Origin of the sequence: Streptomyces sp. CS113, from assembly GCF_002188365.1 — a bacterium.
GTDB classification, from domain to species: domain Bacteria; phylum Actinomycetota; class Actinomycetes; order Streptomycetales; family Streptomycetaceae; genus Streptomyces; species Streptomyces tendae.
Genome location: NZ_KZ195574.1, coordinates 81,995 through 108,122, shown reverse-complemented (window position 1 = coordinate 108,122; position 26,128 = coordinate 81,995). Strand labels below are relative to the sequence as shown.

The window sequence follows — 26,128 nt, the reverse complement described above, 5'->3', positions numbered from 1 at the left end:
CACCCGACGCCCGGCTCCCGGCGTGCGACGGAACGCACGCGGGCCGGGCGCCCACGGAAGGAATCCAGGCAATGGCGACACCGCACCCCGTCCGCACACAGGACGAAGAGATCGAGGCGCTGGGGCACTATGCCTATGGCTGGTCCGACGAGGACGAAGCCGGTGCCAACGCCCGCCGCGGACTGTCGGAGGCGGTGGTCCGGGAGATTTCGGCAAAGAAGTCTGAGCCCGCCTGGATGCTGAACAGGAGGCTGCGTGCCCTGGCTCTGTTCGACAGGAAGCCCCTGCCCAGCTGGGGCGCGGATCTGAGCGGAATCGACTTCGACGCCATCAAGTACTTCGTCCGTTCGACCGAGGGCCAGGCGTCGTCCTGGGACGACCTGCCGGAAGACATCAAGAAGACCTACGACCGCCTCGGAATCCCGGAGGCCGAGCGTCAGCGCTTGGTCGCCGGTGTCGCGGCCCAGTACGAGAGCGAGGTCGTCTATCACAAGATCAATGAAGAGTTGCAACGGCAGGGGGTCGTCTTTCTGGACACCGACACCGCCCTCAGGGAACAGCCGGAACTCTTCAAGGAGTACTTCGGAACGGTCATCCCCGCAGGGGACAACAAGTTCGCCGCGCTGAACACCGCGGTGTGGTCCGGCGGCTCGTTCATCTACGTGCCCAAGGGAGTGCGTGTGGACATCCCGCTGCAGGCATACTTCCGAATCAACACGGAGAACATGGGCCAGTTCGAACGGACACTGATCGTCGTCGACGAGGACGCTTACGTCCACTACGTCGAAGGATGCACCGCCCCGGTCTACTCTACCGACTCCCTGCACTCGGCTGTTGTCGAGATCATCGTCAAGCGTGGCGCCCGTTGTCGATACACCACGATCCAGAATTGGTCGACCAACGTGTACAACCTGGTCACCAAGCGCGCTCGCGCGGAGGCCGGAGCGACGATGGAGTGGATCGACGGGAACATCGGGGCCAAGGTGACCATGAAGTACCCGTCGATCTACCTGATGGGCGAGCACGCCAAGGGCGAGGTTCTCTCCGTGGCGTTCGCGGAAGAGGGCCAGCACCAGGACAACGGAGCCAAGGCCGTACACCTGGCCCCCCACACCTCGTCCAACATCGTGTCCAAGTCCGTCTCACGCGGTGGTGGCCGCACGTCCTACCGAGGGCTGGTGCGGATCGACGAAGGGGCCCACCACAGCGCCTCCACAGTCAAGTGCGACGCGCTGCTCGTCGACGACCACAGCCGCTCCGACACCTATCCCTTTGCTGACATCCGCGAGGACGACGTCGCCATGGGACACGAGGCGAAAGTCTCCCGGGTCAGCGAGGAACAACTCTTCTACCTCATGAGCCGCGGTATGTCGGAGGACGAGTCCATGGCCATGGTCGTACGAGGCTTCATCGAGCCCATCGCCCGTGAACTGCCCATGGAGTACGCCGTGGAACTCAACCGGCTGATCGAACTGCAGATGGAAGGAGCGGTTGGATGACGAAGGTCTCAGCCAGCGCGGGGGGTCCCGGTCTCAAGCCGTCGGGATCACCCGCCGAACGTTTCACGTCACAGGACTGGACCGACTTCCCGACCCCGGTAGCGACCGACGAGAGCTGGCAGTTCGCCCCCCTGTCCCGCGTCCGGCCCCTCCTCGACCGTGCAACCACCACGGGCACCATCGCCCTGCGGGCGGACCAGCGGGATCCCGTCCGATGGTCGTCCGTCATCGCTCGGCACCCCGCTACGGGCCGCGTCCTGCAACCCGCAGACCGCGTGAGTGCCCTGGCATGGGCGCAGGCCGACCGGGCATGGATTCTCGACATACCGGCCCGGCACACCTCCGACCGGCCGATCACCATCGAGCTGCATGCCGAGCCCGGCATCGCCTATCACCACCTGGTCATCAATCTGGCCAGGGACAGCAGCGCAGTAGTCGTTTTGGATCACCATGGCCACACCACCTCCTCCGGGAACGTCGAGGTCAGTCTGTCTCAGGGAGCCCGTCTGACACTGGTGGACCTGCACCAGTGGCAGGACGACGCAGTGCACCTCAGCACACATGCATGCGCCGTGGGCCCGTCAGCCACGCTGCACCACGTCTCGGTCAACCTCGGTGGTGGAGTAGTGCGCACGGCGCCCTCCGTGCACTTTCTCGGGCCGGGTGGAACCGCACACCTGATCGGCGCGGGAATCGCCGGGCGCGGTCAGCATCTCGAGACGCGCCTGTACATCGACCATGCTCATCCGGACTGCGTCTCCGACGTGCTGTACAAGAACGTGCTGGGCGCGGCGGACGCGCGTACCGCCTGGACCGGCGACGTGCGCATCCGACCGCGTGCCCGCCAGACGTCCACCTATGAGATGAACCGCAACCTGATCCTGAGCGCCGGCGCACGCGCCGACTCCGTCCCGAACCTGGAGATCGAGACCGGCGACGTACGGGAAGCCGGCCATGCCAGCGCCACGGGCCGCTTCGACGACGAGCAACTCTTCTACCTGCAGGCTCGCGGGATCCCGCACGATCAGGCCCAGCGGCTCGTCGTGCGGGGCTTCCTCGGCGACGTCGTGCACCGCATCGGGGCACCCGCGGTCCGTGACAGCGTCACGGCGGCGATCGACGCCAGGCTCGACAGGGACCTCCTTCCGAAAGGCAGTGTGACGTTTTCATGAGCACCCTGGAAATCCGCGGACTCCACGCGGCCGTCGTCGAGGACGAGACGGCCACCCCCATCCTCAACGGTGTGGACCTGACGATGCGCTCAGGGGAGATCCACGCTGTCATGGGCCCCAACGGGTCCGGCAAGTCCACGCTCGCAAGTTGCATCGCCGGGCACCCGAAGTACCGCATCACCGCGGGCAGCGTCACTCTCGACGGCCAGGACCTCCTGGCCATGACGGTCGACGAGCGGGCGCGCGCGGGCATCTTCCTCGCCATGCAGTATCCGACAGAGATTCCCGGCGTCTCGGCTGCCAACTTCCTGCGCTCGGCCGCCGGCGCCCTCCGGGGAGAACAGCCGCGGCTGCGTGCCTGGGTCAAGGAGGTCAGCGAGGCGATGGCGTTGCTGGAGATGGACTCCTCCTTCGGTGAGCGAAACGTCAACGAAGGCTGGTCCGGGGGTGAGAAGAAGCGACACGAGATCCTTCAGATGGAGCTTCTCCGGCCCAAGATCGCCCTCCTCGACGAAACCGACTCCGGGCTCGACGTGGATGCCCTGCGGATAGCGAGCGCGGGCATCAACCGCTCGGTACGGTCCGGCGTGGGCGCTTTGCTCATCACCCATTACACGCGCATTCTGCGCTACGTCCGCCCCGACTTCGTCCATGTCTTCTACCAGGGGCGCGTCGTGGAATCAGGCGACGCGACACTGGCGGACACGCTTGAGGGTGACGGATACGCCCGCTTCGGTGTCCACAGCGGAGCAGTCGGCGGCTGCCAGTGAGCAGTGCGAGCCGCGACCGACGCCGGGTCGTCCTGCTCGGATCCACCGGGTCCGTCGGACGGCAAGCCGTCGATCTGATCGATGCCCACCCGGACCGCTTCGAAGTCGTCGCTCTGGCCTCGGCGGGGCAGAGACTTGAAGTCCTGGTCCGGCAGGCGGCCCGCCTGCGCGTCGACTACATCGGCATCACCGATCCGGCACAGGCGATGGACCTCGACACTCTCTGCCGAGCCTTGTATCCCCCGGACGCCGCGCTACCGGAGATCCTCGTGGGGCGCGGCGCGGCAGCCGAGCTGGCCGGCGTGGACAGCGACGTGGTCCTCAACGCCATCGATGGATCAGCGGGACTGCGTCCCTCGCTGGCGGCCCTGGACGCGGGGAGCATCCTGGCCTTGGCCAACAAGGAGTCACTCATCACCGGCGGCCTGCTCCTCACCAGCCGCGCCGCTCCCGGCCAGATCATCCCCGTGGATTCCGAGCACTCGGCCCTCGCTCAGTGTCTGCGAGGAGCCGATGCACGAGAGGTCGAGCGGCTGGTGCTGACCGCCAGCGGCGGACTCTTCCGAGGGCGCCGGAGAGCAGACCTGGCGGCCGTCACCGCGCAGCAGGCGCTGGCCCATCCGAAGTGGAGCATGGGCCCCGTCATCACAACGAACTCTGCGACTCTGATGAACAAGGGTCTGGAGATCATCGAGGCCAACCTGCTGTTCGGAGTGCCGTATGAACGCATCGATGCCGTGGTCCATCCCCAGGCCGCCGTGCACTCCATGGTCGAGTTCGTCGACGGGTCAGTCCTCGCTCAGTGCTCGACGGCCGACATGCGCCTCCCTATTGCGGCAGCGTTGGACTGGCCGCACAGGGTGCCGGGCGTGGTGGCCTCGCTGGACTGGTCAGCCCACCACGACTGGCACTTCGAACCTGTTGACCACGCCACGTTCCCCGCGATCGCCCTCGCCCGCACCGCAGGCGCTGCGGGGGAGTGCGTGCCCGCTGTCCTCAACACTGCCAACGAAATCATGGTCGCGGCCTTCCTCGCAGGCGCGATCGGCTTTCTGGACATCGTGGACCGTGTCGGCATGACAGTGCGCGACTGGCTGGAGTCGCACCATGACGACACGCCGGCTGACGGTCTCCAGGCCATCGAACATGCCCAGAAGTGGGCCGCACATCATGCCAGGCACCTGCTGTAACACGGAGAGTCGGTGACCGTCTCGATACCGACTACGCGTGCGTCAATCTGGGGCTGTGATCTGCGGCACATACTGTCACGGCAGGAGTCTCGAGCGGTGTCTCCATGGTGACTCGGAAAGAGGAGCAACCATGACTAGCAACACTGGTGTAGTCGTCATCGGCGGCGGATACGCCGGCGTGATGGCCGCCAACCGTCTGGCTCAGCGCAACGACGCGGCGGTCACATTGATCAACTCCAGCTCCACCTTCGTGGAACGAATCCGCCTGCATCAGTTCGTCGGAGGGTCTGACGACGCGGTCGTTGACTACAGCGACATACTGGCCGAGGGCGTCCAGTTGCAGGTCGACACCGTGGCGCGGATCGAAGCGACCGAGCGTCGCGTCACACTGCAGTCGGGAGCTTTGGTCGGCTACGACTATCTGGTGTACGCGGCAGGCAGCGGCAGTGCCGCGCCAGTCGTTCCCGGTGCCGCCGAGTTCGCCCACCCGATCGCGAGCCTGGAGGAGGCGCAGCGACTGCGTCCGATAGTTGACGCCGCGTCGGCGATCTTGCCAGTGACCGTGATCGGGTCGGGTCCAACCGGTATCGAGATCGCCTCAGAGCTGGCCGAAGCGGGTCGCAAGGTGACGATTGTTTGTGGCGGGTTGCTCGGTCCGTATCTGCATCCCAGGGCCCGGCGCTCATTGGCCAAGCGGTTCGCCAGGCTGGGTGTCACTGTGGTGGACGGGCCGGGGAGCAAGGTGACGAGCGTGGCTCGTGATGCCGTACAGCTCAGTGACGGGCGCGAACTGCCCAGTGAGGTGACCATCTGGGCCGTCGGGTTCACGGTGCCGGACCTGGCCGCGCGCAGCGGGTTGACCACCGACCCCCAAGGGCGTGTCGTCACCGACGAGACCCTGACGAGCGTGGACGATGAGCGGATCGTTGCGGCCGGGGACTCGGCCTCCCCTTCGAATCTGCCACTGCGGATGAGCTGCCAGGCCGCCATTCCCCTGGGAGCAAGGGCTGCCGACACGCTGCTCAGCCGGATGGCGGGTGAGCAGCCGGCACCCCTCAACCAACTTGTCGCTGGACAATGCATCAGTCTGGGCCGAGGTGACGGAATTTTTCAGCTCGCCAACAGGTCGGATCAGGCGACGTGGTTCCACATGGGGGGTCGTCTCGCCGCGACGATCAAGGAACGGGTCTGTGTGGACACCATCAAGACACTGACTGGCGAAGCCCACAAGCCGGGCTCCTACGGATTTCACCGTATCTCCGGTGGCCCCGCGAGGAAGCGACTGCTAGAGGCCAAGCGTCGGGAGGCATCCGGCACCGTGGTTGAGCACCCGGGCCGGCCATGACAGAGGAGGAACGGGCGGCCTCGGGCAACGGTGAGCGTACTGCCGACGCGGCAACCGAAGCGTTCGTCATTCACCGAAATCTGCTCTTCACTGTCGCGTACGAGATGCTCGGATCAGCGGCTGACGCCGAGGACGTCCTACAGGAGTGCTGGCTGCGATGGGTCAGGGTCGACCGAAGTCAAGTGCGGGATGATCGCGCCTACCTTGTCCGGATCACGAGCCGCCAGTCACTCAACCGTCTGCGCACCATGAGACGCCGAAAGGAGGATTACGTCGGTGCATGGCTGCCCGAGCCGCTTCTCACCACTCCGGACGTGGCCGAGGATGGCGAATTCGCCGAGAGCATGTCCATGGCCCTCATGCTCGTCCTCGAGACACTGTCGCCGACCGAGCGGGCTGTCTTCGTCTTGCATGAGGCCTTCGGCATGGGATACGACGACATCGCAGCCGCCGTCGATAAGAGGCCTGACACCGTGCGCCAGATCGCGCATCGCGCACGTCGCCATGTGAACGCCCGCCGTCCCCGGGCCTCAGCGTCCCCAAGCCAGACCCAGGCCGCCCTGGCTGCCTTCCAGCAGGCGCTCGCCACCGGCGAGTTGCAGGAACTGCTCGAGGTACTCGCACCCGAGGTCGTACTGGTCAGTGACGGCGGAGGGATCAGGCAAGCGGCGAAACGACCTGTGGTCGGTGCCACCCAAGTGGCGCGCTTCATACTCAGCCAGGCTGCGAGATCCCAGGGACTGCTCACCGGCGAACCAACGTCAGTCAATGGAAGTCCGGGTCTGATTCTCCGTTTGGACGGAGAGATCGACGGAGTCATGGCCATCCGTGTGGAGCATCTCCGTATCACCGGTCTCTACTATGTCCGCAATCCGGAGAAGCTGTCCCGCTTGGATTCCGAGACTCCTCTGTCCCGTCAGTGAAGAGTGGTTGAACGAGCATCGGCGGATCGACTACGCGACGTCGCGCGCCGCGTGGACGCGCTCGGCCTACTCCTTGGCCGGCGAGCTGATGAACCATGATGCCTACTTCGCGGTCACGCGTCTGCTCGTGGGCCCGCGCGTCACACCCGAGAACATTGAATCCGCTGTCTCGGCACCCGCGGAGAAGCGCTACGTCGATCGCGAATAGGCACCACGCAGGAGCCACGCACCGTGACCTGCGCTGCTTCGACGCTCGATACGGAGCTGTGCCGGTCGTGCGCTGGCCAGAGCGCCAGCGGTCGCGGTTGCGACGCCGACAGCTTCGCGCCCGGTGCGGCGGCCCCGTTGGGTGCCAGGGGACCGCCAATGCTCCGAAAGCATCGCCGGTTCGACGTTTTCCGCGTGGTCCGCGGGTACTCGCCTCATCGTGCCGAGGGCGCTGGCTGGACGTCAGCCCCTTGGCGGCAATGATTGCGACGGAGAGGGAAGTTCTCAGATGAGCACGGTCAAGGAAGCGGTGGACGTCGAGGTTCCGGTGCACACCGCCTACAACCAGTGGACCCAGTTCGAGGAGTTCCCGCGTTTCATGGAGGGGGTCGAGGAGGTCAGGCAACTCGACGAGCGGCACAGTCACTGGGTCACTCAGGTCAGTGGTGTGAAGCGCGAGTTCGACACCGAGATTGTCGATCAGCTCCCTGACGAGCGCATCACGTGGCGTACCACCACGGGTGACACCAGCCAGAAGGGCACGGTCCGCTTCCAGCGTTTGGACGACACGCACACCCGGGTCGAACTCGTCATGGACGTCGAACCGACCGGTGTCGCGGAGAAGACCGGCGACATGCTGGGAGTGATCGACCGGCGGGTGAAGGGCGACATGCGGCGCTTCAAGGAGTACATCGAGAAGCGCGGCGACGAGTCCGGAGCCTGGCGCGGTCGTATCAGGCCGGGTGAGTGACCCCGCCACCGTCGTCCCGCGCTGACCTGCCGAGCGGCCGCACAACGGGGGTGGGTCCGCCCCTCAGCAAGAGGGGGCGGACCCACCCCCGTCTCCGGGCAGCCGCCACCACATGCGCCGGGGCCGCGCGAGCCGGCGCCCCTCCGGGACGCCCCGGACACGGCGCCCCCGGCCGCTCGTGCACCGTACCCTCGGGTCGCGCTCGCTCGGCGGGCGTCACTCCCGGGGTCGGTCCGGCGTGCGCAAGGTGAGCATGGCGACGTCGTCGTTGTCGTCCGGTCGCACTCCGTGCAGCAGAGAGTCGCAGCATCGGGGGACTCGACCAGCCCGTCGGTGTAGAGCAGCAGCGTCGCGCGGGGCGGCTGGACGGTGACGGTGTCGGAGCAACAGGTGCCGGGGAGCGAGTCGCCCTGCAGGTACCTTCCCTTCGCCGCGAGGCATGCCGGAACACCGTTCCGCCGTCGTTGTCGGTACTTCCCTCCATATGCGCCCGGTCTGAAGGAGGCAACGGGATGGGAAGTGATCCGCCCTCCGTCGTGTGCGGTCGCCGGGACCTGCGAGAGTGGAGTGATGAACGTCGAGCGCAGGAACAACGTCAAGGTCACGGGCAATCCGCTCGGGCGCACGGTGGTGCTGGCACACGGATTCGGCTGCGATCAGAACATGTGGCGGTTGACGGTGCCCGCCCTTGAGGAGGACTACCGGGTGGTCCTCTTCGACTACGTGGGTTCGGGCCGCTCGGACCCGTCCGCGTTCTCGGCCGAGCGCTACGCGTCCCTGGAGGGGTACGCCCGCGACGTGGTGGAGGTCTGCGAAGCGCTCGATCTGCGCGACGCGGTCTTCGTGGGACACTCGGTGAGCGCGATGATCGGCGTGGTGGCGGCCGGGCTGGCCCCCTCACGGATCGGTGCTCTGATCATGGTCGCGCCGTCCCCGCGGTACATCGACGACGAGGGTTACCGGGGCGGATTCAGCGCCGAGGACATCGAGGAGCTGCTGGCGTCCCTGGAGTCGAACTACCTGGGGTGGTCGGCGACGATGGCGCCCGTCATCATGGGCAACGCCGACCGTCCCGAACTGGGCGAGGAGCTGAAGAACAGCTTCTGCGCCACCGACCCGGACATGGCGCGCGTCTTCGCCCGGACCACGTTCATGTCGGATTCGCGGGACGACCTGAAGGGTGTGAGCGTGCCGACGCTGGTGCTGGAGTGCACACAGGACGTCATCGCTCCGCGGGAGGTGGGTGCCTTCGTACACGGTGCCGTCCGGGACTCGACCCTGGTCACGCTGGATGCCACGGGACACTGCCCCCAGCTGTCAGCCCCGGAGGCCACCAACGCCGCGATCGTTGAGTTCCTGGCGCGTGCGAAGTGATGTGCCGCACGGGGCAGCAGCCCGATCCCTTCGAGTCCGACAGCGGAGGGGCACCGGGCCAGGTCTTCGCCTCGCTGCTGGAGGACAGTGCCGAGGACCTCTACGAGAGCGCGCCCTGTGGGTACCTGTCCACGCTGATGGACGGCACGATCGCCAAGATCAACACCACTCTGCTGGACTGGCTGGGCCTGGAGCGGCAGAACGTGGTGGGACGCATGCGCTTCACCGACCTGCTGACCGTGGGCGGCAAGCTCTACCACGAGACGCACTTCGCGCCGCTGCTGCGGATGCAGGGAGAGGTCGGCGGTATCGCGCTGGACGTGAAGGGGGCCGGCGGCAGCCGCATACCGGTGCTCGTCTCCTCCGTCGTCAAGCGCGGCACCACGGGAGAGCCCCTGCTCGTCCGGACCACCGTGTTCGACGCGCGGGACCGCCGGGCCTATGAAGTGGAGCTGCTCCGGGCCCGGAAGGCGGCGGAAGAGGCACGCGAACAGGCCGAGGCGGACCGGGCCCGGCTTCAGGACGCCCTGGCCGTACTCCAGCAGTCGCTGCTGCCCGCAAGCCTGCCCTCCGTGCCCGGGATGGAGTCGGCGGTGCACTACCGCACGGCTTCTCCCGATCGGCTCGGAGGCGACTTCTACGACCTCTTCCCGAGTGACGGCGGACGCTTCGCCTTCTTCCTCGGCGACGTGTGCGGAAAAGGACCGGAGGCCGCGGCGGTCACCTCGCTGACCCGCTACACCCTGCGTGCGGCCGCCCTGCACGATCCGGACCCCGTTGCCGCCCTGACCACCCTCAACAAGGTACTCAATGAGCGCTACAACGGCGGCGACCCGCGCTACTGCACGGTCATCTTCGGTCTCCTGGAGCCGGACCAGCAGGCCGGCACGGTCGCCGTCCACCTCGCCTCCGGCGGACACCCCTCCGCCCTGGTCCTCCGCGCCGGGGGCACGGCCGAGTTCCTGCCGACGCCGGGCGGGCTGCTCGTCGGCGTCCTGCCCACCGCTCCCTTCACCGCCGGTACGTGTGTCCTCGGTCCCGGGGACACGCTCCTGCTGTACACGGACGGCCTGACCGAAGCGCGCACCGGTGAAGACCGCACCAGCCTGTACGGGGAGGAGGCTCTCCTCGACTTCGCGGTCGACCATGCCGGCGAGTCGCCGGACGCCGTGATGAAGGCCCTGACCGATCTGCTGGACGGCTTCGGAGACGGCCTCGACGACGACACGGCCCTGCTCGTCCTCGGTGTTCCCGCCGCCGATCACGAGGGTGACGTCACCGAATGAGCCAGTTGGAGATCATCACGCGAGAGGCCGCCGCCGGGCCCGTTCTGGAACTCCTCGGCGACCTCGACTACGCAACGGCCGGCCGACTGCGCGAACTGCTCACGACCCTTGCCCTGCGGCAGGGAGGCTGCCTCGTCCTGGATCTGGCGGGAGTGACCTTCTGCGACTCCAGTGGCATCACCGCGCTGATCGTCGCCCGCAACCACGCGCTGGCCGCCCAGGCAGACGTCGTGCTCGCCTCCGTGCCTGACCACATGATGCGCGTCCTGCGGATCGTCGGCCTGGATCAGATCTTTCCCATCGATCCCGGTAGTGCCGCCGCCGTGTGACCCCGCGTGTCAGGTGGGAAACCGCCCGTCAGCGCGCGGTGCCTCACGGCCGGACCGTGACACCGCTCCTGTCGCGCACCGCTCCGGCGGGCAGGGTGGCGGTCGGCCGTCCGCGGTCGGTCTCGTCCTGTACGAGCAGGGACAGGAGGGAGGCGACGGTGAGGCCTGCTTCGGCGGGGTGGCGCAGCACCTTGTCCGGCTGGATGCGGTAGGTGTTGGTGCGTCCGTCGCGGGTGTGGGAGAGGTATCCGTCGTGTTCGAGGTCGGAGATGATCCGCTGGACGGCGCGTTCGGTGAGCCGGCAGTGGGCGGCGATGTCGCGGATCCGGATGTTCGGATTGTCGGCGATGGCCGCCAGCACGCGGGCGTGGTTGGTGACGAACGTCCATCCGAAGTGAGCTTCAGGTACCTCTGCCATGCACGGCATCCTACTGATCTTCCTCGCGGGAAAGTAGCCGGTCCGTCGCGGTGGCGGACGGACCGGCTCCGAGTTTCAGGCGGCCCGGATGTGCCCGCGACCACCGCGTCGCTGCCGTGGACGCCGGGGGCGCAGTGCTTCGCCGTGTGCGAGGTCGTGATTCGTTTCGCGGCCGTAGGCGGGGGCCTGGAAGAGGTTCTGCCATTGCGGCTTGGCGGGTGGCGTCCGGTCGTCGGTCTGCTCGCCACGGTGAATCTGCGGGTCTGACATTCCTCGTTCCTTACTTCGGTGCTTCTTTTCGCTTCTGCTGCGGGCCGTGGCCGCTGTCAACGGGCCGCACGGCGGGCGGACCGGTGGCGAAGCCACAGGGGCAGGGCGTACCACGACAGCCCGAACCAGACCATCACGCCGCCGACGAGCAGTTTCGCCATGAGTCCCGGCACCACGACGTGCAGGATCAGCAGCAGGGTGCACCCGATGGTCACGGCCATCAGGAGCATGCCGCACATCATCAGCCGGTGCGCCACTTCGACCATCTCGTCCTTCATCCGCTGCCCCGAGAGGAAGCGGTGGATGGAGACCGGCGCGATCAGGCACGCGGTGGCCGTGGCGCCCGAGATGACGGTGGTGACGTAGACGGCGTGGTCGAAGGTGTCCAGGTCGTGGAAGAGCGGGGTGAACGCGACGCTGAGCAGGAAGCCGAAAAGGATCTGAACCCCTGTCTGAGCGACGCGCGTCTCCTGCATGATCTCGTTCCAGCGGCGGTTGACCCGCTCACGGGGCGTCTCCGGTGTTTCGTCCGCGGCGGCACCGCCGTGACCCGCACACGTACAGCATCCGTCGGTCCCCGTTTCCGACCGCTCGATCGACTCCGTCGTCATGTCCGTGTCTCCCCCTCCCTTTGCGGACCGTTCATCTGCCCGTTGAAGCCGGTCGCATGCCGGTCACAGTGATGACCGGCCGGGAAGCGGCGTCTACTGCCCGTCCGCCGCCCGGCGGCGGGCCCTGGACGTCGGGCGCCCTCCGGACTCACCGCGGTCGGTCTCGTCCTCTACGAGCAGGGACAGGAGGGAGGCGACGGTGAGGCCTGCTTCGGCGGGGTGGCGCAGCACCTTGTCCGGCTGGATGCGGTAGGTGTTGGTGCGTCCGTCGCGGGTGTGGGAGAGGTATTCGTCGTGTTCGAGGTCGGAGATGATCCGCTGGACGGCGCGTTCGGTGAGCCGGCAGTGGGCGGCGATGTCGCGGATCCGGATGTTCGGATTGTCGGCGATGGCCGCCAGCACGCGGGCGTGGTTGGTGACGAACGTCCATCCGGGGCGCGCTTCGGGGACTTCAGCCATGCAGGGCATCCTACTGACCGTCTTTGCGTGAAGCCGACTACATGACATACTTTTCGTGTAATGGATGACAGGGCTTGTGTGAGTGCGGGAGGGACCCGAAGGTGTCTTTGCATAAGGCGGTCACTGGGTGCACGGACCCTGCCGAAGCGGGCCGGACACAGGACCTCGGTCAGGCCGCGGTGGTGCGGTACGAGTGGTGCGGCGTCTGCGTCGTCGGTGCGAGCGGCTCGTACGACATGTCCTCGATCACCCCGCTGTCGGAGGCATTGGGCGAGGCGGCGAGAGAGCATCCGAAGGTGGTGCTCGACGCCTCCCGCATCGCCTTCGCCGACTCGTCCCTCTTGAACCTGCTGATCCTCACCCAGCGAGCCGTCGACCTCCGAGTGGCCGCGCCGACGCAGCAGTTGCGCCGGCTTCTCGACATCACCGGGGTCGACGCGCTCCTCAAGGTGCGGGCGACGGTGGAGGAGGCCGCCACCTGCTAGGTCCGGCGGCGATGGCCCGGGGTCGGAGTGGATTGTTCGACACGGGGCATCCGGGATTCTGTTTGACGCGGCCCGGCCCGAGTTGCGGGAGCCGTGGAATTGATGGAGACAGTCATCGCCTCGCGGTGCGGCGGTAGGCCGCCCCGCGGGCGGGATTCACCAGGGGAGAGGTAACGCGATGATCCTTCCGGCGGAGAAGGAACTGCGTGCGGTGCTGGCCCGGTTCGCCCACGCGCGCATGGAGCACGACGTGTGTCCCACCGGTCACACCAGCCGGGCACTCGAGGACGCCACCTACACACTGTGCGTGATCACCGGAGCCCGAACCGCCGAGGACGCCCTGGCCACGGCGGACGCCCTGCTCGAGCGGTACACCGTCCGCCGGAGTGTCTCCCAGGACGACGAGACGCTCGCCGCCTAAAGGGTGTTGCAGAAGGCCGTGATCTGGGCATATCCGGTGTATGGCTGGGGTGTTAAGGGCCGAGCGGGTATGGGTGGAGAGGTTCACGGGGTTGCGGGTCGATCGGTTCGGCCGGCTGCTGCGGGCGGTCCGGGAGCGTGGCGGCGAGGGCTGTGGTTGGGGTCGTCCGTGGCGGCTTCCGTTGGCCGAGCGGGGATCACGCGGATCCGGCACCTGAGCCAACCGCTCCAGCAGGCCAGGCACCTCTCCACGCCCGACGTCGGACTGCTCGCGGAGCCGGTCAAGGGCAGGCGGAATCACAGATGAGGCGTCGGCAGACACGGTCTTCCAGGCAGGTCACGGACGTGGAGCACTCCATGGTCACGGGCACCTTCTCCGCATCGCCTGCTCACAACAACGCTGCGGCCTCGCCCGCAACCCAGGTCTGCTAGACACGACGGGTGTTCGGCAGGTCTGGGCGGTCAAGGAGCCAGAGCACGTACCCGGCATGGCACCGGGCCCACGGACGGTGCGAGGGAGACGCAAGGGCTCCAGAGCACGGTGAACGAGAGCAGGAACAGCACGCTCACTCTTCGTCTCAAATGATCATGAAAAGGGCAGCCGCTGACTACGCCGAAGCCCTGGGGACTCAGGACTTGAACGAGTCACCCGTTGCCCCGACCCTGCCAGGAGCCGGACCACGGCTGACTTGGCCGCCAGGCGGGCCCCGGCCGGGAGAACGCCTGCCCCGGGGTGGGGGCGCGGTACCAGATCTGGACCCTCACAGCAGGCTCACGCCGGTGCCGAAAACGGGCTGTGCCGCCGTTCGGGTTGTCCTCGCCCATGACGCGGAGGCCGTCGCGCGCGGACGCGCTGTTCCGTACGGAACAGCGCGTCCGCACTGCCTGCCCTGGTTCGGACGGGTCAGCGGGCGGGCTGACCGATCGTACGTCGGAGGCGAACCGGCAGGGTCCGGTGGCCGTTGCCGATCGCGGTCGGGAGGGTGCGCAACTCGCCAGCAAGAACGGCCAGTTCGATGTCCGGGAAGCGGGTGAAGAGCAGGCGGAGCGCCGTGGCCACCTCCATCCGGGCCAGCGGGGCGCCCAGGCAGAAGTGGACGCCGTGGCCGAACGCCAGGTGGTCCTTGTTCAGGCGGGTGACGTCGAAGCGGTCGGCGGTGGGGCCGTGCCAGTCGGGGTGGCGGTTGGCGGCTGCGTAGGAGGCGAGGATCGCCTCGCCGCGGGGAATCGTCCGGCCGTCGGGCAGAGCGATGTCTGTGAGGGCGTAGCGCAGCGGGAGGTGCTTGAGGGCGGGTTCGTGGCGCAGGGTCTCCTCCACGACGTCGTCCCAGGTCGCCCGGCCCGCGCGGAGGTGGCTGAGTTGTTCGGGGTCGGTGAGCAGAGCGGTGACCGCCTGGTCGATGACGTTCACCGTGGTCTCGTATCCGGCGCTGATCATCAGCAGGAGCGTGTCGCGCAGTTCGCCGTCGGTGAAACCGCCGCCGTCGCCCTCGTGGTCGCGGGCGGCGATGAGAAGGGAGGTCATGTCGTCGGCGGGTTCGGCGCGTTTGGCGGCGATCAGGTCATCGAGGGCCTTATAGAGGGACGCCGTGTTCTCGGCGGCCTGCACGGCGGTGGCCGTGGTGTCAAAAACGCCGTCCACCACTTTGCGAAAGCCCTGGAGTTGGCTGTCGGGGATACCCATGAGGCGGCCCAGTACCGCGATGGGCAACGGGTACGCGAAGTGTTCGCGCAGGTCAACGCTCTCCCCGGCAGGCCGCGCCTCGAGGTCGTCGAGGAGCGTCGTGACGATGGTCTCCACGGTCGGCCGCAGGTCCTGGACGCGGCGGGCGCTGAGGGCCGGCGCGACCATCCGGCGCAGCCTGCGGTGGTCGCCGCCGTACGCCGTGAACATGCTCTCTACAGCGATCCACAGGGCCAGCGGCCACGTGGACACGGTGTCGGCGTAGGCGGGCCAGTGGGCGCGGCCGTCCTTGGAGACCTGCGTGCTGGTGAGCAGTTGCTTGAGGAGGGCGGGGTCCGTCACCGACCAGACGGTCAGACCCAGGAGGTCCACGCGAGTGGCCGGGCCACGGTCGCGCAACGCCTGGTGCTCGGCGTGGTGGTCGGAGGCTGCGGGGTCCAGGACGAGGGGTGTCGACGACTGTTCGGGCATGGAGGCTCCAAGGCGGACGGCAGGGGTGGCGGCAGCAGCTCGAGTCGTCCGAGCGGTGAGCCGACGGGCCGGGTGTCGGTGTGGGTGACGGTTGGTGTCGGTCACGTACAACTGACCGTGGTGTCCACCGACTTGTGACACCCGACCGGATCCGCGCTCAGCGTCACACCCGCTTCAGCAGATCGAAGAACAAGCTGCCACGCATCACTCGTCGAGAGCGACTACGCGCTCTACGCCCAGGTCTTCCTCGACGTCGACCGGCGAGGTAGGTGTCGTGAGTGGGATGTCAGACAACGCCGCGGCACTCGGGCGTGATACGGACCGGCCGCCGCCGTCCGACCTCGCGGATCAGGGTCGACCCGCCGTTGCGGCAGCTCCGGCTCGGCGATCCGTGGTTTCGTCAGGCTCACGCACGTCATACAGGTCGAAATGCGTCCCGGAACCGATCCGGCCGCGGGGGTGCCGACGGCTCAGGTGAGTGCGGCGCGGACCGCCTTGAGGTACGCATCGACGTCGTACACGGCGTGCGAGATGGCCGGATAGCGCTTGATCATCGCGTCGTAGGCCTCGGGCCCCGAGTCCGATGCGGTGGCGTCGGTGAAGACGGTGACGTGGTAACCGCGTTCCATGCAGCTACGGGCCGTGGACTCGACGCACATGGTGCCGATCATCCCGGCGATGGCGATGTATTCCACCCCGTGCTGACGGAGCTGCACGTCGAGGTCGGTCGTGGCCAGGACGTCGATGTTCTTGTGCGGCGCGATGACGATCTCGCCCCGGGCGGGAGAGAGGTCCGGGTGGAACTGCGCGCCCCAGCTGCCCGCCTCAAACATGCGGTTCTCGAACATCACCTTGTGGATGCCGGCCGGGCGCTTCCAGGTGGTGTAGTCCTCCTCGGTGTATGACATGGGGGCGAAGAACACCGGGAGGCCCAGTCCGCGCGCCCCGGCCAGCAGCCGCTTCAGGTTGTGGATGGTGCCGATCCTGTCGAACTCCGCCTGGTAGAACGGGTACCCCTTCCCGTCCTCGTGGAATACCTCGTTCGTCGTGTCGATGAGGAGCAGCCCGATCCGGCCTGCTCCGTACGGTGTGCTGGTCATGGCGAGGCGCTTTCGACGTTGTTGTGACGCTTTTACCCAATGACCGACGGGACGTCCGGAGCGTTACACACAGGGGTGCCGGAAGCACGCTCCCCGCACACTGCGACATCCGCCGACGAGGTCCATCGCGTGTCTGGACCGTGCACCCGGAGGGACGCCCCTACGAGCCGCTCTTCACGGTCTGAGGCTCAGACCGCTCCGCCCCTTTGCGGTCGTAGAAAGCCTTCGAGGTATTTCGTCAAAGTCGAAGAACCCCCGGCAACACCGGTCAGCGGCTCGTAAAACGGTTCTCGATGGACAGATCGATCCGGCTCCGGGCGAAGTGGTACAGCCTTGGCGGGTGTTCAACCCTGGAGTCAGACACGGTGACATCTACCGGCCGTCATCCGATTACGACACAATCAACTCATGGCGATCACCACCGTCGTGCCCCCGACCCGGAACACACTGTTTACTCTCGTCCGAGGGGCCATGACAGGCGGTGTGATCGGGGCGTCACTGGCCGCTCTCGTCGTCGGCGCCGTCATCAGGAGCGTGCCGCTTTTCGTCACCGGACTGGGAGTGCCCGCGGTCTATGCCCTGCTCGTCTTCCTCGCCGGTGCACCGCGACGAGCCCGGGAGGCGGCGATCGCACCGCGAACGGCGCTTGCGATGACCGAGAGTGTGGAGGCCGCTGGGGGCGAGGCGACCAGCGACGTGGCGGTGCGGTTCGTGTCGACGGTTGTGCCGGACGAGGCACCGGCGTACCGCGTCGCGTTCACGCAGCACGTCCACCTCGCCGACCTGCCCGACTACCGGGTGGGCGGCGTTGTGGTGGTCCAGTACCCGCCGGGCAGGCCGTGGCGGGTCAGGATCGTGAAGCGGCCGACACCTGAGTGGGAGGAGCGGGCGGCCGGCGCCCGCATCGACCCCGCGCCGGGGCCGATCCTTACCAGCGAGAACCTCGAGAGCTCCGCCGTCGGCTTCGTCAGGCTGCTCGCCATGCTGCTCGCCGCGGCCGGTGTGTTCCTGTTGTTACGCGCCGACCTGTTCAACGAGGACATCTCCGCGGGGTCGCCGTCCTCCACCCGGCCCTCGGTCTCCACCTCTGGCTCCTCGTCGACCACGGTAGTTACGTCGGCCTCCGGCACGGTCACTCTCGGACCGCACCAGTCATTCCTCGACCAGGGCGAGCTGCGTGAGGCTGTCACCGCACTCACCCAGGACACGGACGCGCACATGGGACTCACTGTCGTCGTACAGGACCGGATGCTGTCCGTCGTGTACGCGCCCACCGGCTCGCAGACCCCGACATTCGACCTGCACTCCCTGCCGTACGAACGCTTTCCCGCCCTGGTCAAGGAGGCGGGAAGCAGCCTCGGGGCCGAGTCGCCGCAGACCTGGGAGCTCACCGTCGAGCGCCTCACCGGCTCCCTCGCCATCAGGGTCGGTGTCACAGGCGCCGGGGGGACCGCATGGCTGGAGGCGGACGGGGACGCCAACGTTGTCCGGCGCACACCGGCGCGCTGACGGATGCCGCGCCAACCGGTTCTCACCGGGAAAGGGGAACCCACCGATGAGAGGAAGTCGTCACAGGTGAAGTCCAGCCGTCGTGGTGACGGGAGGCGTGTTCTGGCAGCACCGCCGGCCACGGACCAGGGCCCGCAAGACGGTGACCCCTAGCCTACGAATGGCCGGGGCAGCCCTAGTAAGAAGCCAGAACCAGAACCCAGTAAGAAGGTAGAGCCGCATGAGCCTTGAAGGGGATCTGGCACTGTGGTGCGCGGTGTTCGGCACCGTCGCGCTTGTCGGCTACACCCGGTCGCTGACTGGGCTTACCGCAGCGCAACGGTCGGCGCGGGTGATGGGGCGAATCGAACGGGTCCGCGAGCCCCGGCACGGAAGCTCGCAGCGCGATGGAATATCCGTGGTCGTTTCCTTCCAGGACCCCCACAGCGGTCAGCAATTCACCGTGACGAACGACAGCGGCCACGGGGAGAGGGTCACAGCAGCCTGGACGGGACGGGAGATCGGAGTCCGCTATCCACGGGGAAGACCGCACGCGTACCAGTTCACCAGCGACCCCTGGGCAAGCCGGCACGGACTTGGATGGCCGAACTTCGCCCTCTTCCTCATCTACGTCGGACTGGTCGTCTTCGCCGCGATCGACTGGAGCTGGCCGTGGGCACTGATCGGATTCGGCGTGCCCTGGACCCTGTCCGGCGTGTGGTACGTGCCCCAGAGCGCACGCGCGGTGAGACGTCGTATCGCCGTGCTGAACTCCTGCCCCCCTGTTCAGGGCCGTGTCATCGCCGTGCTCACCGACACCGACACCGACAGCGAGGGCGGCACCTTCACCAGCCACACGCCGGTCGTGGCCTTCACCACCCACGAGGGAACAGCCGTCACCGCCTATTGCCCCGACGGCCTGCCCGACGCCCCCGCCGGCCACGGAGGCGAGGTCACTATCCACTACGACCCCGACGACCCCGCCGTCTTCACCCCGAACCTCGCGTCCGAGGACCGCTCCCGCCTGCTCGACATCACCTGCGGCACCGTCGCACTGACCCTCGGAGTGGCTGCGGTCGTCGTCGGAGCAGCGCTGCTGTGACACCGAAGAGCGACGGTCCGCACCGGAGGACGCCTTCGCACCTGACCGTTTTCAATGTCGGCCGATTCGAAACCGAAGCCGAGCTGGCCGAAGGCTTTCATGAGGGACGACATGGACTCGCTCACTGTCACGCCCCTCCCGACCCAGGTCAAGGAATCTCACCTGCGGTCACATCGCCGAGAGGTCTCCGGTCTCACTGGACATGAGCGTGAAGCGTTCCCTCGAACCGGCGGGCCGGTGTCACGGCCCCGTCTGTCATCACTCCCGTGCGTGCCGGACGGGCGTCCAGGAGAGCGGGGACGACTCGTGAACGCCTGCACCCCGCAGGGACAGCGATGTCACACGGCGGGGGCCAATCATCAAGCACGCGGCCTGTCGCCGCATGGCACACCCTTTCGGAGAAGATATGCGCACCACCCTCGACACCAAGGTCGCCCTCGTCACAGGCGCCTCCTCCGGAATCGGCCGCGCGACCGCGCTCGCCCTGTCCGAGGCGGGAGCCAAGGTTGCCGTCGGCGGCCGCCGGGCCGGCCGCATCGCCGGCCTGGTCGAGGAAGCGCCCGGCGAGATGCTGGCTCTCGACATGGACGTCACCGACCCCCAATCCGTGCGAGACGCCGTCGAGGCGACCGTGGACCGTTTCGGCGCCCTGGACATCGTGGTGAACAACGCGGGCCTCATGCTGAACGGCCTGGTCCTGGGCGCGGACACGACGCAGTGGACCCGCATGATCGAGACCAACCTGCTCGGCTCGATGTACACAGTCCACGCCTCCCTGCCCCACCTGCTGGAGTCGAAGGGCACCGTCGTGCAGATATCCTCCACGTCCGGGCGTACGTCGTCGGCCGGGACCGGCGCCTACTCGGCGACCAAGTTCGGCATCACCGCGTTCTCGGAAGCGCTGCGTCAGGAGGTCACCGAGCAGGGCGTGCGCGTCGTCGTGATCGAGCCCGGCTTCGTCTCCACCGAGTTGATCAGCCACTCCACCAACCCCGCCAGCAGGGCCATGGCCAAGAAGCTGGCCGAGTCCATGCGCACCCTTCGGGCCGACGACATCGCGGCCGCCGTGCTGTACGCGGTCACCCAGCCTCACCACGTCGCCGTCAACGAGATCCTCGTCCGCCCGACGGACCAGGCCCGCTGATCGACCGGCTGTCACGAAGTCACTTGGTGGTCCTCACCTTGTACTTGCCCAGGCTCGGGCACCGCCCGGTACGGGACCCGGAGAGGTTCGAGGGCGATGCCTTCAAGTCCGGCTGGTGTCCAGGTCAGCCTGCGGCACCACGTGGTGAGGTCCGTGTACTGCCCAGGCGCATCAGGCGAAGATGACCTGGCGCGCAGGCCAGGCCCGAGAGGCCACTGAGGGAGATTGCCGGAATGCGGCACGAGTTGATCGGTTGGACCGCCCTGCACAGCGCCCGGAGCACCGCCTGCTTGACCGAGCGCCCTGTCTATCTCCTCCCTCACCACCGGCGGTGAGGGGAGGGGCCGCGGACGCTCAGACAGCGGACACCAGACGTCGGTCCCACGGATCGGAAGGTTGACGTGGGCACAGTGGACGAAGTCCTCGGTGGTCGTGGCCTCGTGGTCCTGATCCAGCATCGACGCCATGACCTATTCGCGCAGGGGCTCTCGTTCCACGGGGCTCGGCAGTGCCACGAAATCCTCCAAGCCCAGGGGGACCTGAGATTCAGCCGTCGCCTCGGTTCCCGCGCTCGTGATGAACGAACCTGCTGCGTGGCGTTGCCATGCTCTGTCCCGCTCTGACCACGCTGCCGGAACGGACGGCCCACCCGCGCTCCCGTGCTGACGCGGGTGAGCGGGTGGGCCGGTGGGGAGTGCTCGGTTCAGGTGCCGCGAGCGCTCAGGATCCGTCTGGACCGGCGGGAACTACCGACGCCTGGTGTTGACCTCGTCCGCGTGTATCAGCGCTGTCTTGTGGCTGTACTGGATCGTGTACATCTTCTTCGCGCCGAAGACGACCTTGCCGCTGGAGGGGAAGAAGTCGTCGGTGAGCGCCGGTGCCGCCGTTGCCACGTAGGCCTGCCCGGCGGGCACGCCGTACATGCTCAGCGGGGCCTGCGTCGAGGGCGAGAGGCCCTCGGGGTACTCGTTCGCGTCCGGGTAGCTGGTCCCGAAGACCTTCAAGGCCTCGGTGCCGGCCGGCCGGACGACGGTGACGCCGCGGGCGGGGATGGTGACGCTGCCGCGCGGGTTGTGGAACCACACCTTACTGCCGCTGTACCAGATGGCGGTCCAGTCGCGCTTCTTGTCGGCGACGACGAACTGCTGGCCGGCCTGGGCGGCGGCTCCCCAGTCGCTGATCCGGTCGGTGCCGGGCTCGTCAGGGTGGATCGACTGCTCGCCGAACAGCGGGGCGTCGGCGCGCGGTTCGGTGCGCAGGCGCACGAAGTTCGCCGGCTGGCTCACCGGCGAGCACTCGTCGGTGGCGCCGCTGCCGTCGTCCTGCGGGCACAGCTCCATGGTCTGCTCGTTGTCGGAGAAGCCAGGCGCGATGGTCACGGCCGAACCCACCGGTCCGACCCCGTGCCGCCCCCGCAGCGGCGCCCCGACCAGGGACATGAAGCGCTCCCAGTCCCAGGAGGGTCCCGGGTCCCAGTGCTGGTCGTTGGTGAACCGGTCGGCCGGAGCCAGGACGTTGTCGTGGCCGACGATGTGCTGCCGGTCCAGCGGGATGTCGAACCGCTTGGCCAGGTACTTCACCAACTCAGCGGTGGCGCGGTACTGCGACTCGGTGTACCAGGTCGCGCCGAGCGCGGCGTAGCCCTCGTGCTCGATGCCGATCGAGTGCAGGTTGGTGGAGTAGTTGCCCGCGTGGAAGCCCAGGTTCTTGGTGGGCACCATCTGGGTCACCGCGCCGTCAGAGGATCGCACCACGTAGTGCGCCGACGTGGAGCTGGCCGGGTCCTGGAACGTGGCGATGGCCGACTCGTAGGGCGACTCGGTGTCGTGGATCACGATCTGGTCGATCCGGACGCCGTTCGCCGGCCGGTTCGAGGCCTGCCCGTTGCCCGGGGCCGCCGGGACGAAGGTGCAGTCCAGGGTCGGCGGGCACTCGGGGTCCGTGGACGCCGGGGCGCTGGGCAGCTTCAGCGAGGTCACCTGGGAGGTGGCCGGGTCGACCTGCTTGTCAGCGCTGAGCCGCACGGTCTCGCCCGCGTCCGTCTTGCGGGCGGCACCCTTCTTCATGGTCTCGAAGACCCGGTCCGCGAACGCCGAGGCGCCCTGGCGCACCGTGGCCTGGCTGTACCGGGCGACCGCGCCGTACCAGTCGTCCGGGTTCTCGGAGGTCTTGCCGTTCAGCTCCTTCTGGTACGAGGCCAGCAGGGCGGCGCCCGCCCGGATGTTGGACGAGGGATCGGTGCGCACCTTGTCGGGGGACAGGCCGGACAGCTTCGCGCCCCGCTGGAGGGTGTGCTTCGCCTCACCCTTGGCGAGGTGCGCGGCCTCGGCGCGGCCGGCCATGCCCGCCGAGCCGCCGGCGATCATCTCGGGGGTGACATCGGTCAGATGCATGGGGCCGTAGCCGCCCGAGGCGCTGTGCCGCCCCTTGTGGGTGTCCCAGGCCGACTGCTCGTAGGCCACCGCGAGCAGCACCTGCTGGGGGACGTCGTACTCGGCCGCGGCGGCGGCGAAGTCCTTCTGGAGGGCGGGGTCGTCGGCTGGATTGCCCTGTGTGGCCTGAGCCACTACCGGAACGGCGATGGCTCCCGCCACGGCCACGGCTGCCGCGCCGAGCGCGACGGGGCGCCGCCGGAGGGCATGCTTTCGACGGGAGTTCGTCTCTCTTGGCATCAACTTCCCAATTCTGGGCAGAGGTGGGGGGCGCATCGACCGTCGGCGGGTCAGACAAGCATGCCGCCCCGGGGTCGATGCCCCTCGAACGTAGCAGACGATATACGCATCAGATCACAACGTTGTGTTCGGGAGCGTCCGCACAAACGGACGTCTCGGGGCAGGTGTGGCGTACTGAACTCCCGCTCGAATCGGCCCAGATGCCACGCCTCGGATGGTTGCCATCCCGCGTTCGATGCTTTCCGAAACGTAGCAGGCGATGTACACGTCGGATCACAACGTTGTGCTCGGCAAGGCCCTCGGTACCGCTGATCCACTCCCGGGTGACGATGAGCATCGTGACCCACGCGAGCCCTGCCTGTTGCACACCCTGAACCTCACAACGTTGTTCACCCACATCGCCGTCACTCCTGCGCGGGCGACCCCCGTGATCAGAGGGAGAACTTGCCCACCGCAACGGGGACGCAAGGACCTCAGAGACAGCGTGTCGTGTGGAGCGACGGCGCGGATCCATGGTCTGACAGGGCATGGATCCGCGCGCCGGGGGTGGCGACCCTTGAGTTCGCACAGTCCACCGCAGAACAGGGAGCCCGTGATGAAGGAAGTGACCGTGACCGGCGTGCGAGGCAAACGCGTCGTCGTGACCGGGGCGAGTGACGGCGTCGGTCTCGGCCTGGCCCTGCGGCTGGCAGCCGCCGGCGCGGAGCTGGTCCTGCCGGTGCGCAACGAGGCCAAGGGCGCCAGCGCCCTGGAGCGGATCCGGGCGGCGGAGCCGGATGTCAAGGTGTCGACCCGTGCCCTGGATCTGGCCTCGCTGGCCTCGGTCCAGAAGCTCGCCGCCACCCTGGAGGCGGAGGGCCGGCCCATTCACCTGCTGATCAACAACGCGGGGGTGATGGCACCGCCGACCCGGCACACCACCGAGGACGGCTTCGAGCTTCAGTTCGGCACCAACCACCTTGGGCACATGGCGCTCACCGGTCGGCTGCTGCCGCTGCTGCGGGAGGGCCGGGCACGGGTGACCACGGTGACCAGTAGCGCCGCGCGCAGTGGCAAGCCGGACTGGGAGGACCTCCAGGCCGAAGGGGGGTACGCGCCGGTACGGGCGTACAACCTGTCGAAGCTGGCCAACCTCCTGTTCGCGCTGGAGTTGAACCGTCGCAGTACGGCGGGTGGATGGGGCATCGTCAGCAACGCCGCGCACCCTGGTACGACCCTCACCAACCTGTACGCGTCCGGGCCCAACCTGGGCCGGTCCCGGCCCTCGCCGCACGAGGCTATCGTGCGGCGGCTGGCCCGCTGGGGTCTGCTGGTGCAGTCCGTGGACGCGGGGCTGCTGCCACTGCTGTACGCGGCCACCAGCCCGGAGGCGGACGGCGGGCAACTCTACGGCCCCGACGGCCTTGGGCAGTTCACTGGCGGGCCTACCCGGCTTGCGGTCTACAAGTCGGCGCGCGACGAGGCGACGGCGGCCCGGATGTGGCGGGTGAGCGAGGAGCTGACCGGCGTGAGGTTCCCCGCCGTATGAGGCACCCGGCGGCCGATGCGAGCACCGTCCGCGCAGGCCAGCGCATATGAGGGAAGCAAAACAGGGGGTGTGGCCGCTGCCGGGGTGGGTGAGGGGTTCGCAGCTGGCGGTTGGCTGCGCAGGTGCTGGCGTCGGTGGTGAGGGTGGAGGGTTGTGGGGGTGACATGGGCTGTGGTGCGGACGTGTTCCTGGATGACGGGGAAGTGGTCGCCGGGGGCGTCCGTGCCGTGAGTGAACGTTGGCCTTGGGGCTGGGGGCCGTTGGGCCGGCGCGAGGAATCGCGCCGGTCGAGCAGTTCGTGCTGGACCTCCGGCGTCACCCGGCGGGGACGGGGACGACGGTGCGCTGTTCGTCGGTGGACATGCCCCACGAGTGGGCCAGGTCCCAGTGTGGGTGTTCACCACGCCGGACCCAGGCCCGCGCCTGTCGGGAACGGACGTCGTCCATCTGCGGCGGAGTCTCATCGACCAGGTCATAGTCTCTGCGGGGGAGATCGAGGCGCCCGTATCCTGAGCGGTTCTTCTACCACGCCGGGGAGCGCATCGCTGCTGGCCCCGCCGCCGTGGCGGTCACCGCCATGAGTGATCTGCCGATGCGACTGACGGGTCCTGTGGAGCGCATCGTTGCCTGTTCCCCCCTGGTCGAGTCGGTTCGGTCGGGGTGAATGTATCGGCCGCACGGGTTGGTGGTGTGAGGCCCGAACTAGCCACAAATGATCACGGAGGGGTCTGTTCCGCCCCTGCCGCGGACCACCGCCGGGGGCGCACGGACTAGGTTTCCGTGTCCCTCAACAGCCGGTCGACGAGCCCGTCGATGTAGTCGGGGGCGAGTGGCACCACGCCGAACAGGACGCGGATGTACATCGGGGCCAGGACGTGGTCCAGCACGTCGAGCGCGTCGGGTGCGGGCTCGCCGCGGTCGCGGGCGCGATCGAGCATGGACTGCAGTTGCCGGGTGCGTTCGGCCCGCAGATCGGCCCCCGCCTGCCGGCCCTGCCGTCCGCTGCTGGACAGGGCGACCGCCAGATGCAGCACCGCCGGACCGTCGGGCCCGGTGATCTCCCGGGCCACTTGGGCCGCGTACGTACGCAGGTCGCCGGCGAGGCTCCCGGTGTCCGGCATCGGGGACTGCGCATCGAGGCGGGTGAGCGCCACGTCGGTGAGCAGGGTCTCGAGGCTGCCCCACCGGCGGTAGACGCTGCTGTCGGCCACGCCTGCGCGGTCGGCGACGTCGCCGACGGTGAACTTGCCGTAGCCGCGCTCACTGATCAGATCGGTGACGGCCTGGTGTACCTGCGCGCCGACACGGGCACTGCGCCCGCCGGGTCGCCGGGCTCGCTGTTGCTCGTTCATGCCCTCCAGCTTAACGCAGTCGGGGCTTGCGTTTGCGAGAGGAGCCTCTCTATAGTCACCTAACGCAGTCATTGACTG

Annotated in this window: 25 protein-coding genes and 2 pseudogenes; 19 read left to right on the top strand and 8 right to left on the bottom strand. The window is 67.9% G+C overall.

The features are described 5' to 3' along the window. Positions 1–71: 71 nt before the first annotated feature. The 11 genes from sufB (at position 72) to B9W62_RS00295 (ending at position 10,846) form a co-directional block, all read left to right on the top strand. Positions 72–1,499 (top strand): Fe-S cluster assembly protein SufB, encoded by a 1,428-nt coding sequence (sufB, locus tag B9W62_RS00345; protein WP_087804022.1) that lies wholly within the window; start codon positions 72–74, stop codon positions 1,497–1,499. After that, positions 1,496–2,671 (top strand): SufB/SufD family protein, encoded by a 1,176-nt coding sequence (locus B9W62_RS00340; RefSeq protein ID WP_087804020.1) that lies wholly within the window; start codon positions 1,496–1,498, stop codon positions 2,669–2,671. Before sufB ends, B9W62_RS00340 begins: the two co-directional genes overlap by 4 nt. Continuing rightward, entirely contained in the window at positions 2,668–3,441 is a 774-nt protein-coding gene (sufC, locus tag B9W62_RS00335; protein ID WP_087804018.1) for a Fe-S cluster assembly ATPase SufC, read from the top strand. Before B9W62_RS00340 ends, sufC begins: the two co-directional genes overlap by 4 nt. Beyond that, entirely contained in the window at positions 3,438–4,631 is a 1,194-nt protein-coding gene (gene dxr, locus B9W62_RS00330; RefSeq protein ID WP_087804016.1) for a 1-deoxy-D-xylulose-5-phosphate reductoisomerase, read from the top strand. Before sufC ends, dxr begins: the two co-directional genes overlap by 4 nt. Before the next feature lie 130 nt (positions 4,632–4,761). Next, positions 4,762–5,976: an NAD(P)/FAD-dependent oxidoreductase gene (locus tag B9W62_RS00325; RefSeq protein WP_087804014.1), complete on the top strand. Its 1,215-nt coding sequence runs from the start codon at positions 4,762–4,764 to the stop codon at positions 5,974–5,976. Further along, on the top strand, positions 5,973–6,899 hold the full coding sequence (locus tag B9W62_RS00320) for an RNA polymerase sigma-70 factor (RefSeq protein ID WP_087804012.1): 927 nt from the start codon (positions 5,973–5,975) through the stop codon (positions 6,897–6,899). The genes B9W62_RS00325 and B9W62_RS00320 overlap by 4 nt, the downstream gene beginning before the upstream one ends. Positions 6,900–6,906: 7 nt before the next feature. Then, the gene (locus B9W62_RS00315; protein WP_087804010.1) at positions 6,907–7,107 is read left to right on the top strand and encodes a hypothetical protein; all 201 of its coding nucleotides are present in this window, start codon (positions 6,907–6,909) and stop codon (positions 7,105–7,107) included. A gap of 288 nt (positions 7,108–7,395) precedes the next feature. Next, positions 7,396–7,857: an SRPBCC family protein gene (locus B9W62_RS00310; protein ID WP_087804008.1), complete on the top strand. Its 462-nt coding sequence runs from the start codon at positions 7,396–7,398 to the stop codon at positions 7,855–7,857. A 570-nt stretch (positions 7,858–8,427) separates the two neighbouring features. Further along, entirely contained in the window at positions 8,428–9,231 is an 804-nt protein-coding gene (locus B9W62_RS00305) for an alpha/beta fold hydrolase (RefSeq protein WP_087804006.1), read from the top strand. Beyond that, positions 9,231–10,517, top strand: coding sequence for a PP2C family protein-serine/threonine phosphatase (locus B9W62_RS00300; protein ID WP_087804004.1), 1,287 nt, complete (start codon positions 9,231–9,233; stop codon positions 10,515–10,517). The genes B9W62_RS00305 and B9W62_RS00300 overlap by 1 nt, the downstream gene beginning before the upstream one ends. Beyond that, a complete protein-coding gene (locus B9W62_RS00295; RefSeq protein WP_087804002.1) occupies positions 10,514–10,846 on the top strand; it encodes an STAS domain-containing protein in 333 nt (110 codons plus the stop codon). Before B9W62_RS00300 ends, B9W62_RS00295 begins: the two co-directional genes overlap by 4 nt. Before the next feature lie 43 nt (positions 10,847–10,889). On the opposite strand, the gene B9W62_RS00290 is transcribed toward B9W62_RS00295, so the two are convergent. From B9W62_RS00290 to B9W62_RS00280, 4 genes are all read right to left on the bottom strand, one after another. Further along, positions 10,890–11,264: a helix-turn-helix transcriptional regulator gene (locus tag B9W62_RS00290; RefSeq protein ID WP_256976134.1), complete on the bottom strand. Its 375-nt coding sequence runs from the start codon at positions 11,262–11,264 to the stop codon at positions 10,890–10,892. 75 nt (positions 11,265–11,339) lie between these two features. Further along, a complete protein-coding gene (locus B9W62_RS39900; protein WP_143665447.1) occupies positions 11,340–11,534 on the bottom strand; it encodes a hypothetical protein in 195 nt (64 codons plus the stop codon). A gap of 56 nt (positions 11,535–11,590) precedes the next feature. Beyond that, complete coding sequence (locus B9W62_RS00285; protein WP_087804000.1) at positions 11,591–12,145, bottom strand: DUF6328 family protein; 555 nt, start codon at positions 12,143–12,145, stop codon at positions 11,591–11,593. 93 nt (positions 12,146–12,238) lie between these two features. Further along, positions 12,239–12,604, bottom strand: coding sequence for a helix-turn-helix transcriptional regulator (locus tag B9W62_RS00280; protein ID WP_179235281.1), 366 nt, complete (start codon positions 12,602–12,604; stop codon positions 12,239–12,241). A 101-nt stretch (positions 12,605–12,705) separates the two neighbouring features. Between B9W62_RS00280 and B9W62_RS00275 the strand changes: the two genes are divergently transcribed. The 3 genes and pseudogenes from B9W62_RS00275 to B9W62_RS40540 all read left to right on the top strand — a co-directional run. Further along, positions 12,706–13,089, top strand: a complete 384-nt coding sequence (locus tag B9W62_RS00275; protein ID WP_087803996.1) for an STAS domain-containing protein — start codon at positions 12,706–12,708, stop codon at positions 13,087–13,089. Between the two features lie 178 nt (positions 13,090–13,267). Next, positions 13,268–13,510, top strand: a complete 243-nt coding sequence (locus B9W62_RS00270) for a DUF5133 domain-containing protein (protein ID WP_087803994.1) — start codon at positions 13,268–13,270, stop codon at positions 13,508–13,510. A 40-nt stretch (positions 13,511–13,550) separates the two neighbouring features. Beyond that, positions 13,551–13,703 (top strand): annotated as a pseudogene (locus B9W62_RS40540) (IS5/IS1182 family transposase); the annotation flags it as partial. A gap of 710 nt (positions 13,704–14,413) precedes the next feature. On the opposite strand, the gene B9W62_RS00260 reads toward B9W62_RS40540, so the two are convergent. After that, positions 14,414–15,664: a cytochrome P450 family protein gene (locus tag B9W62_RS00260; protein ID WP_087803992.1), complete on the bottom strand. Its 1,251-nt coding sequence runs from the start codon at positions 15,662–15,664 to the stop codon at positions 14,414–14,416. 470 nt (positions 15,665–16,134) lie between these two features. Further along, a complete protein-coding gene (locus B9W62_RS00255) occupies positions 16,135–16,764 on the bottom strand; it encodes a cysteine hydrolase family protein (RefSeq protein WP_087803990.1) in 630 nt (209 codons plus the stop codon). Positions 16,765–17,172: 408 nt separating this feature from the next. On the opposite strand from B9W62_RS00255, the gene B9W62_RS00250 reads away from it, so the two are divergent. From B9W62_RS00250 to B9W62_RS00240, 3 genes are all read left to right on the top strand, one after another. Continuing rightward, positions 17,173–18,273 carry a hypothetical protein gene (locus B9W62_RS00250; RefSeq protein WP_087803988.1) on the top strand — a complete coding sequence of 367 codons (1,101 nt, stop codon included), beginning with the start codon at positions 17,173–17,175 and terminating at the stop codon, positions 18,271–18,273. A 220-nt stretch (positions 18,274–18,493) separates the two neighbouring features. Next, a complete protein-coding gene (locus tag B9W62_RS00245) occupies positions 18,494–19,354 on the top strand; it encodes a DUF3592 domain-containing protein (RefSeq protein WP_087803986.1) in 861 nt (286 codons plus the stop codon). Positions 19,355–19,760: 406 nt separating this feature from the next. Further along, positions 19,761–20,498 (top strand): SDR family NAD(P)-dependent oxidoreductase, encoded by a 738-nt coding sequence (locus B9W62_RS00240; protein WP_087803984.1) that lies wholly within the window; start codon positions 19,761–19,763, stop codon positions 20,496–20,498. Positions 20,499–21,244: 746 nt separating this feature from the next. Here B9W62_RS00240 and B9W62_RS00235 read toward each other — a convergent pair. Continuing rightward, positions 21,245–23,170 carry an N-acetylmuramoyl-L-alanine amidase gene (locus B9W62_RS00235; protein WP_087803983.1) on the bottom strand — a complete coding sequence of 642 codons (1,926 nt, stop codon included), beginning with the start codon at positions 23,168–23,170 and terminating at the stop codon, positions 21,245–21,247. Between the two features lie 595 nt (positions 23,171–23,765). Here B9W62_RS00235 and B9W62_RS00230 point away from each other — a divergent pair. Beyond that, a complete protein-coding gene (locus B9W62_RS00230; protein ID WP_087803981.1) occupies positions 23,766–24,698 on the top strand; it encodes an SDR family oxidoreductase in 933 nt (310 codons plus the stop codon). A 251-nt stretch (positions 24,699–24,949) separates the two neighbouring features. Beyond that, positions 24,950–25,211 (top strand): annotated as a pseudogene (locus B9W62_RS40535) (nuclear transport factor 2 family protein); the annotation flags it as partial. A gap of 257 nt (positions 25,212–25,468) precedes the next feature. On the opposite strand, the gene B9W62_RS00220 reads toward B9W62_RS40535, so the two are convergent. Next, on the bottom strand, positions 25,469–26,050 hold the full coding sequence (locus tag B9W62_RS00220; RefSeq protein WP_087803979.1) for a TetR/AcrR family transcriptional regulator: 582 nt from the start codon (positions 26,048–26,050) through the stop codon (positions 25,469–25,471). Positions 26,051–26,128: the final 78 nt, after the last annotated feature.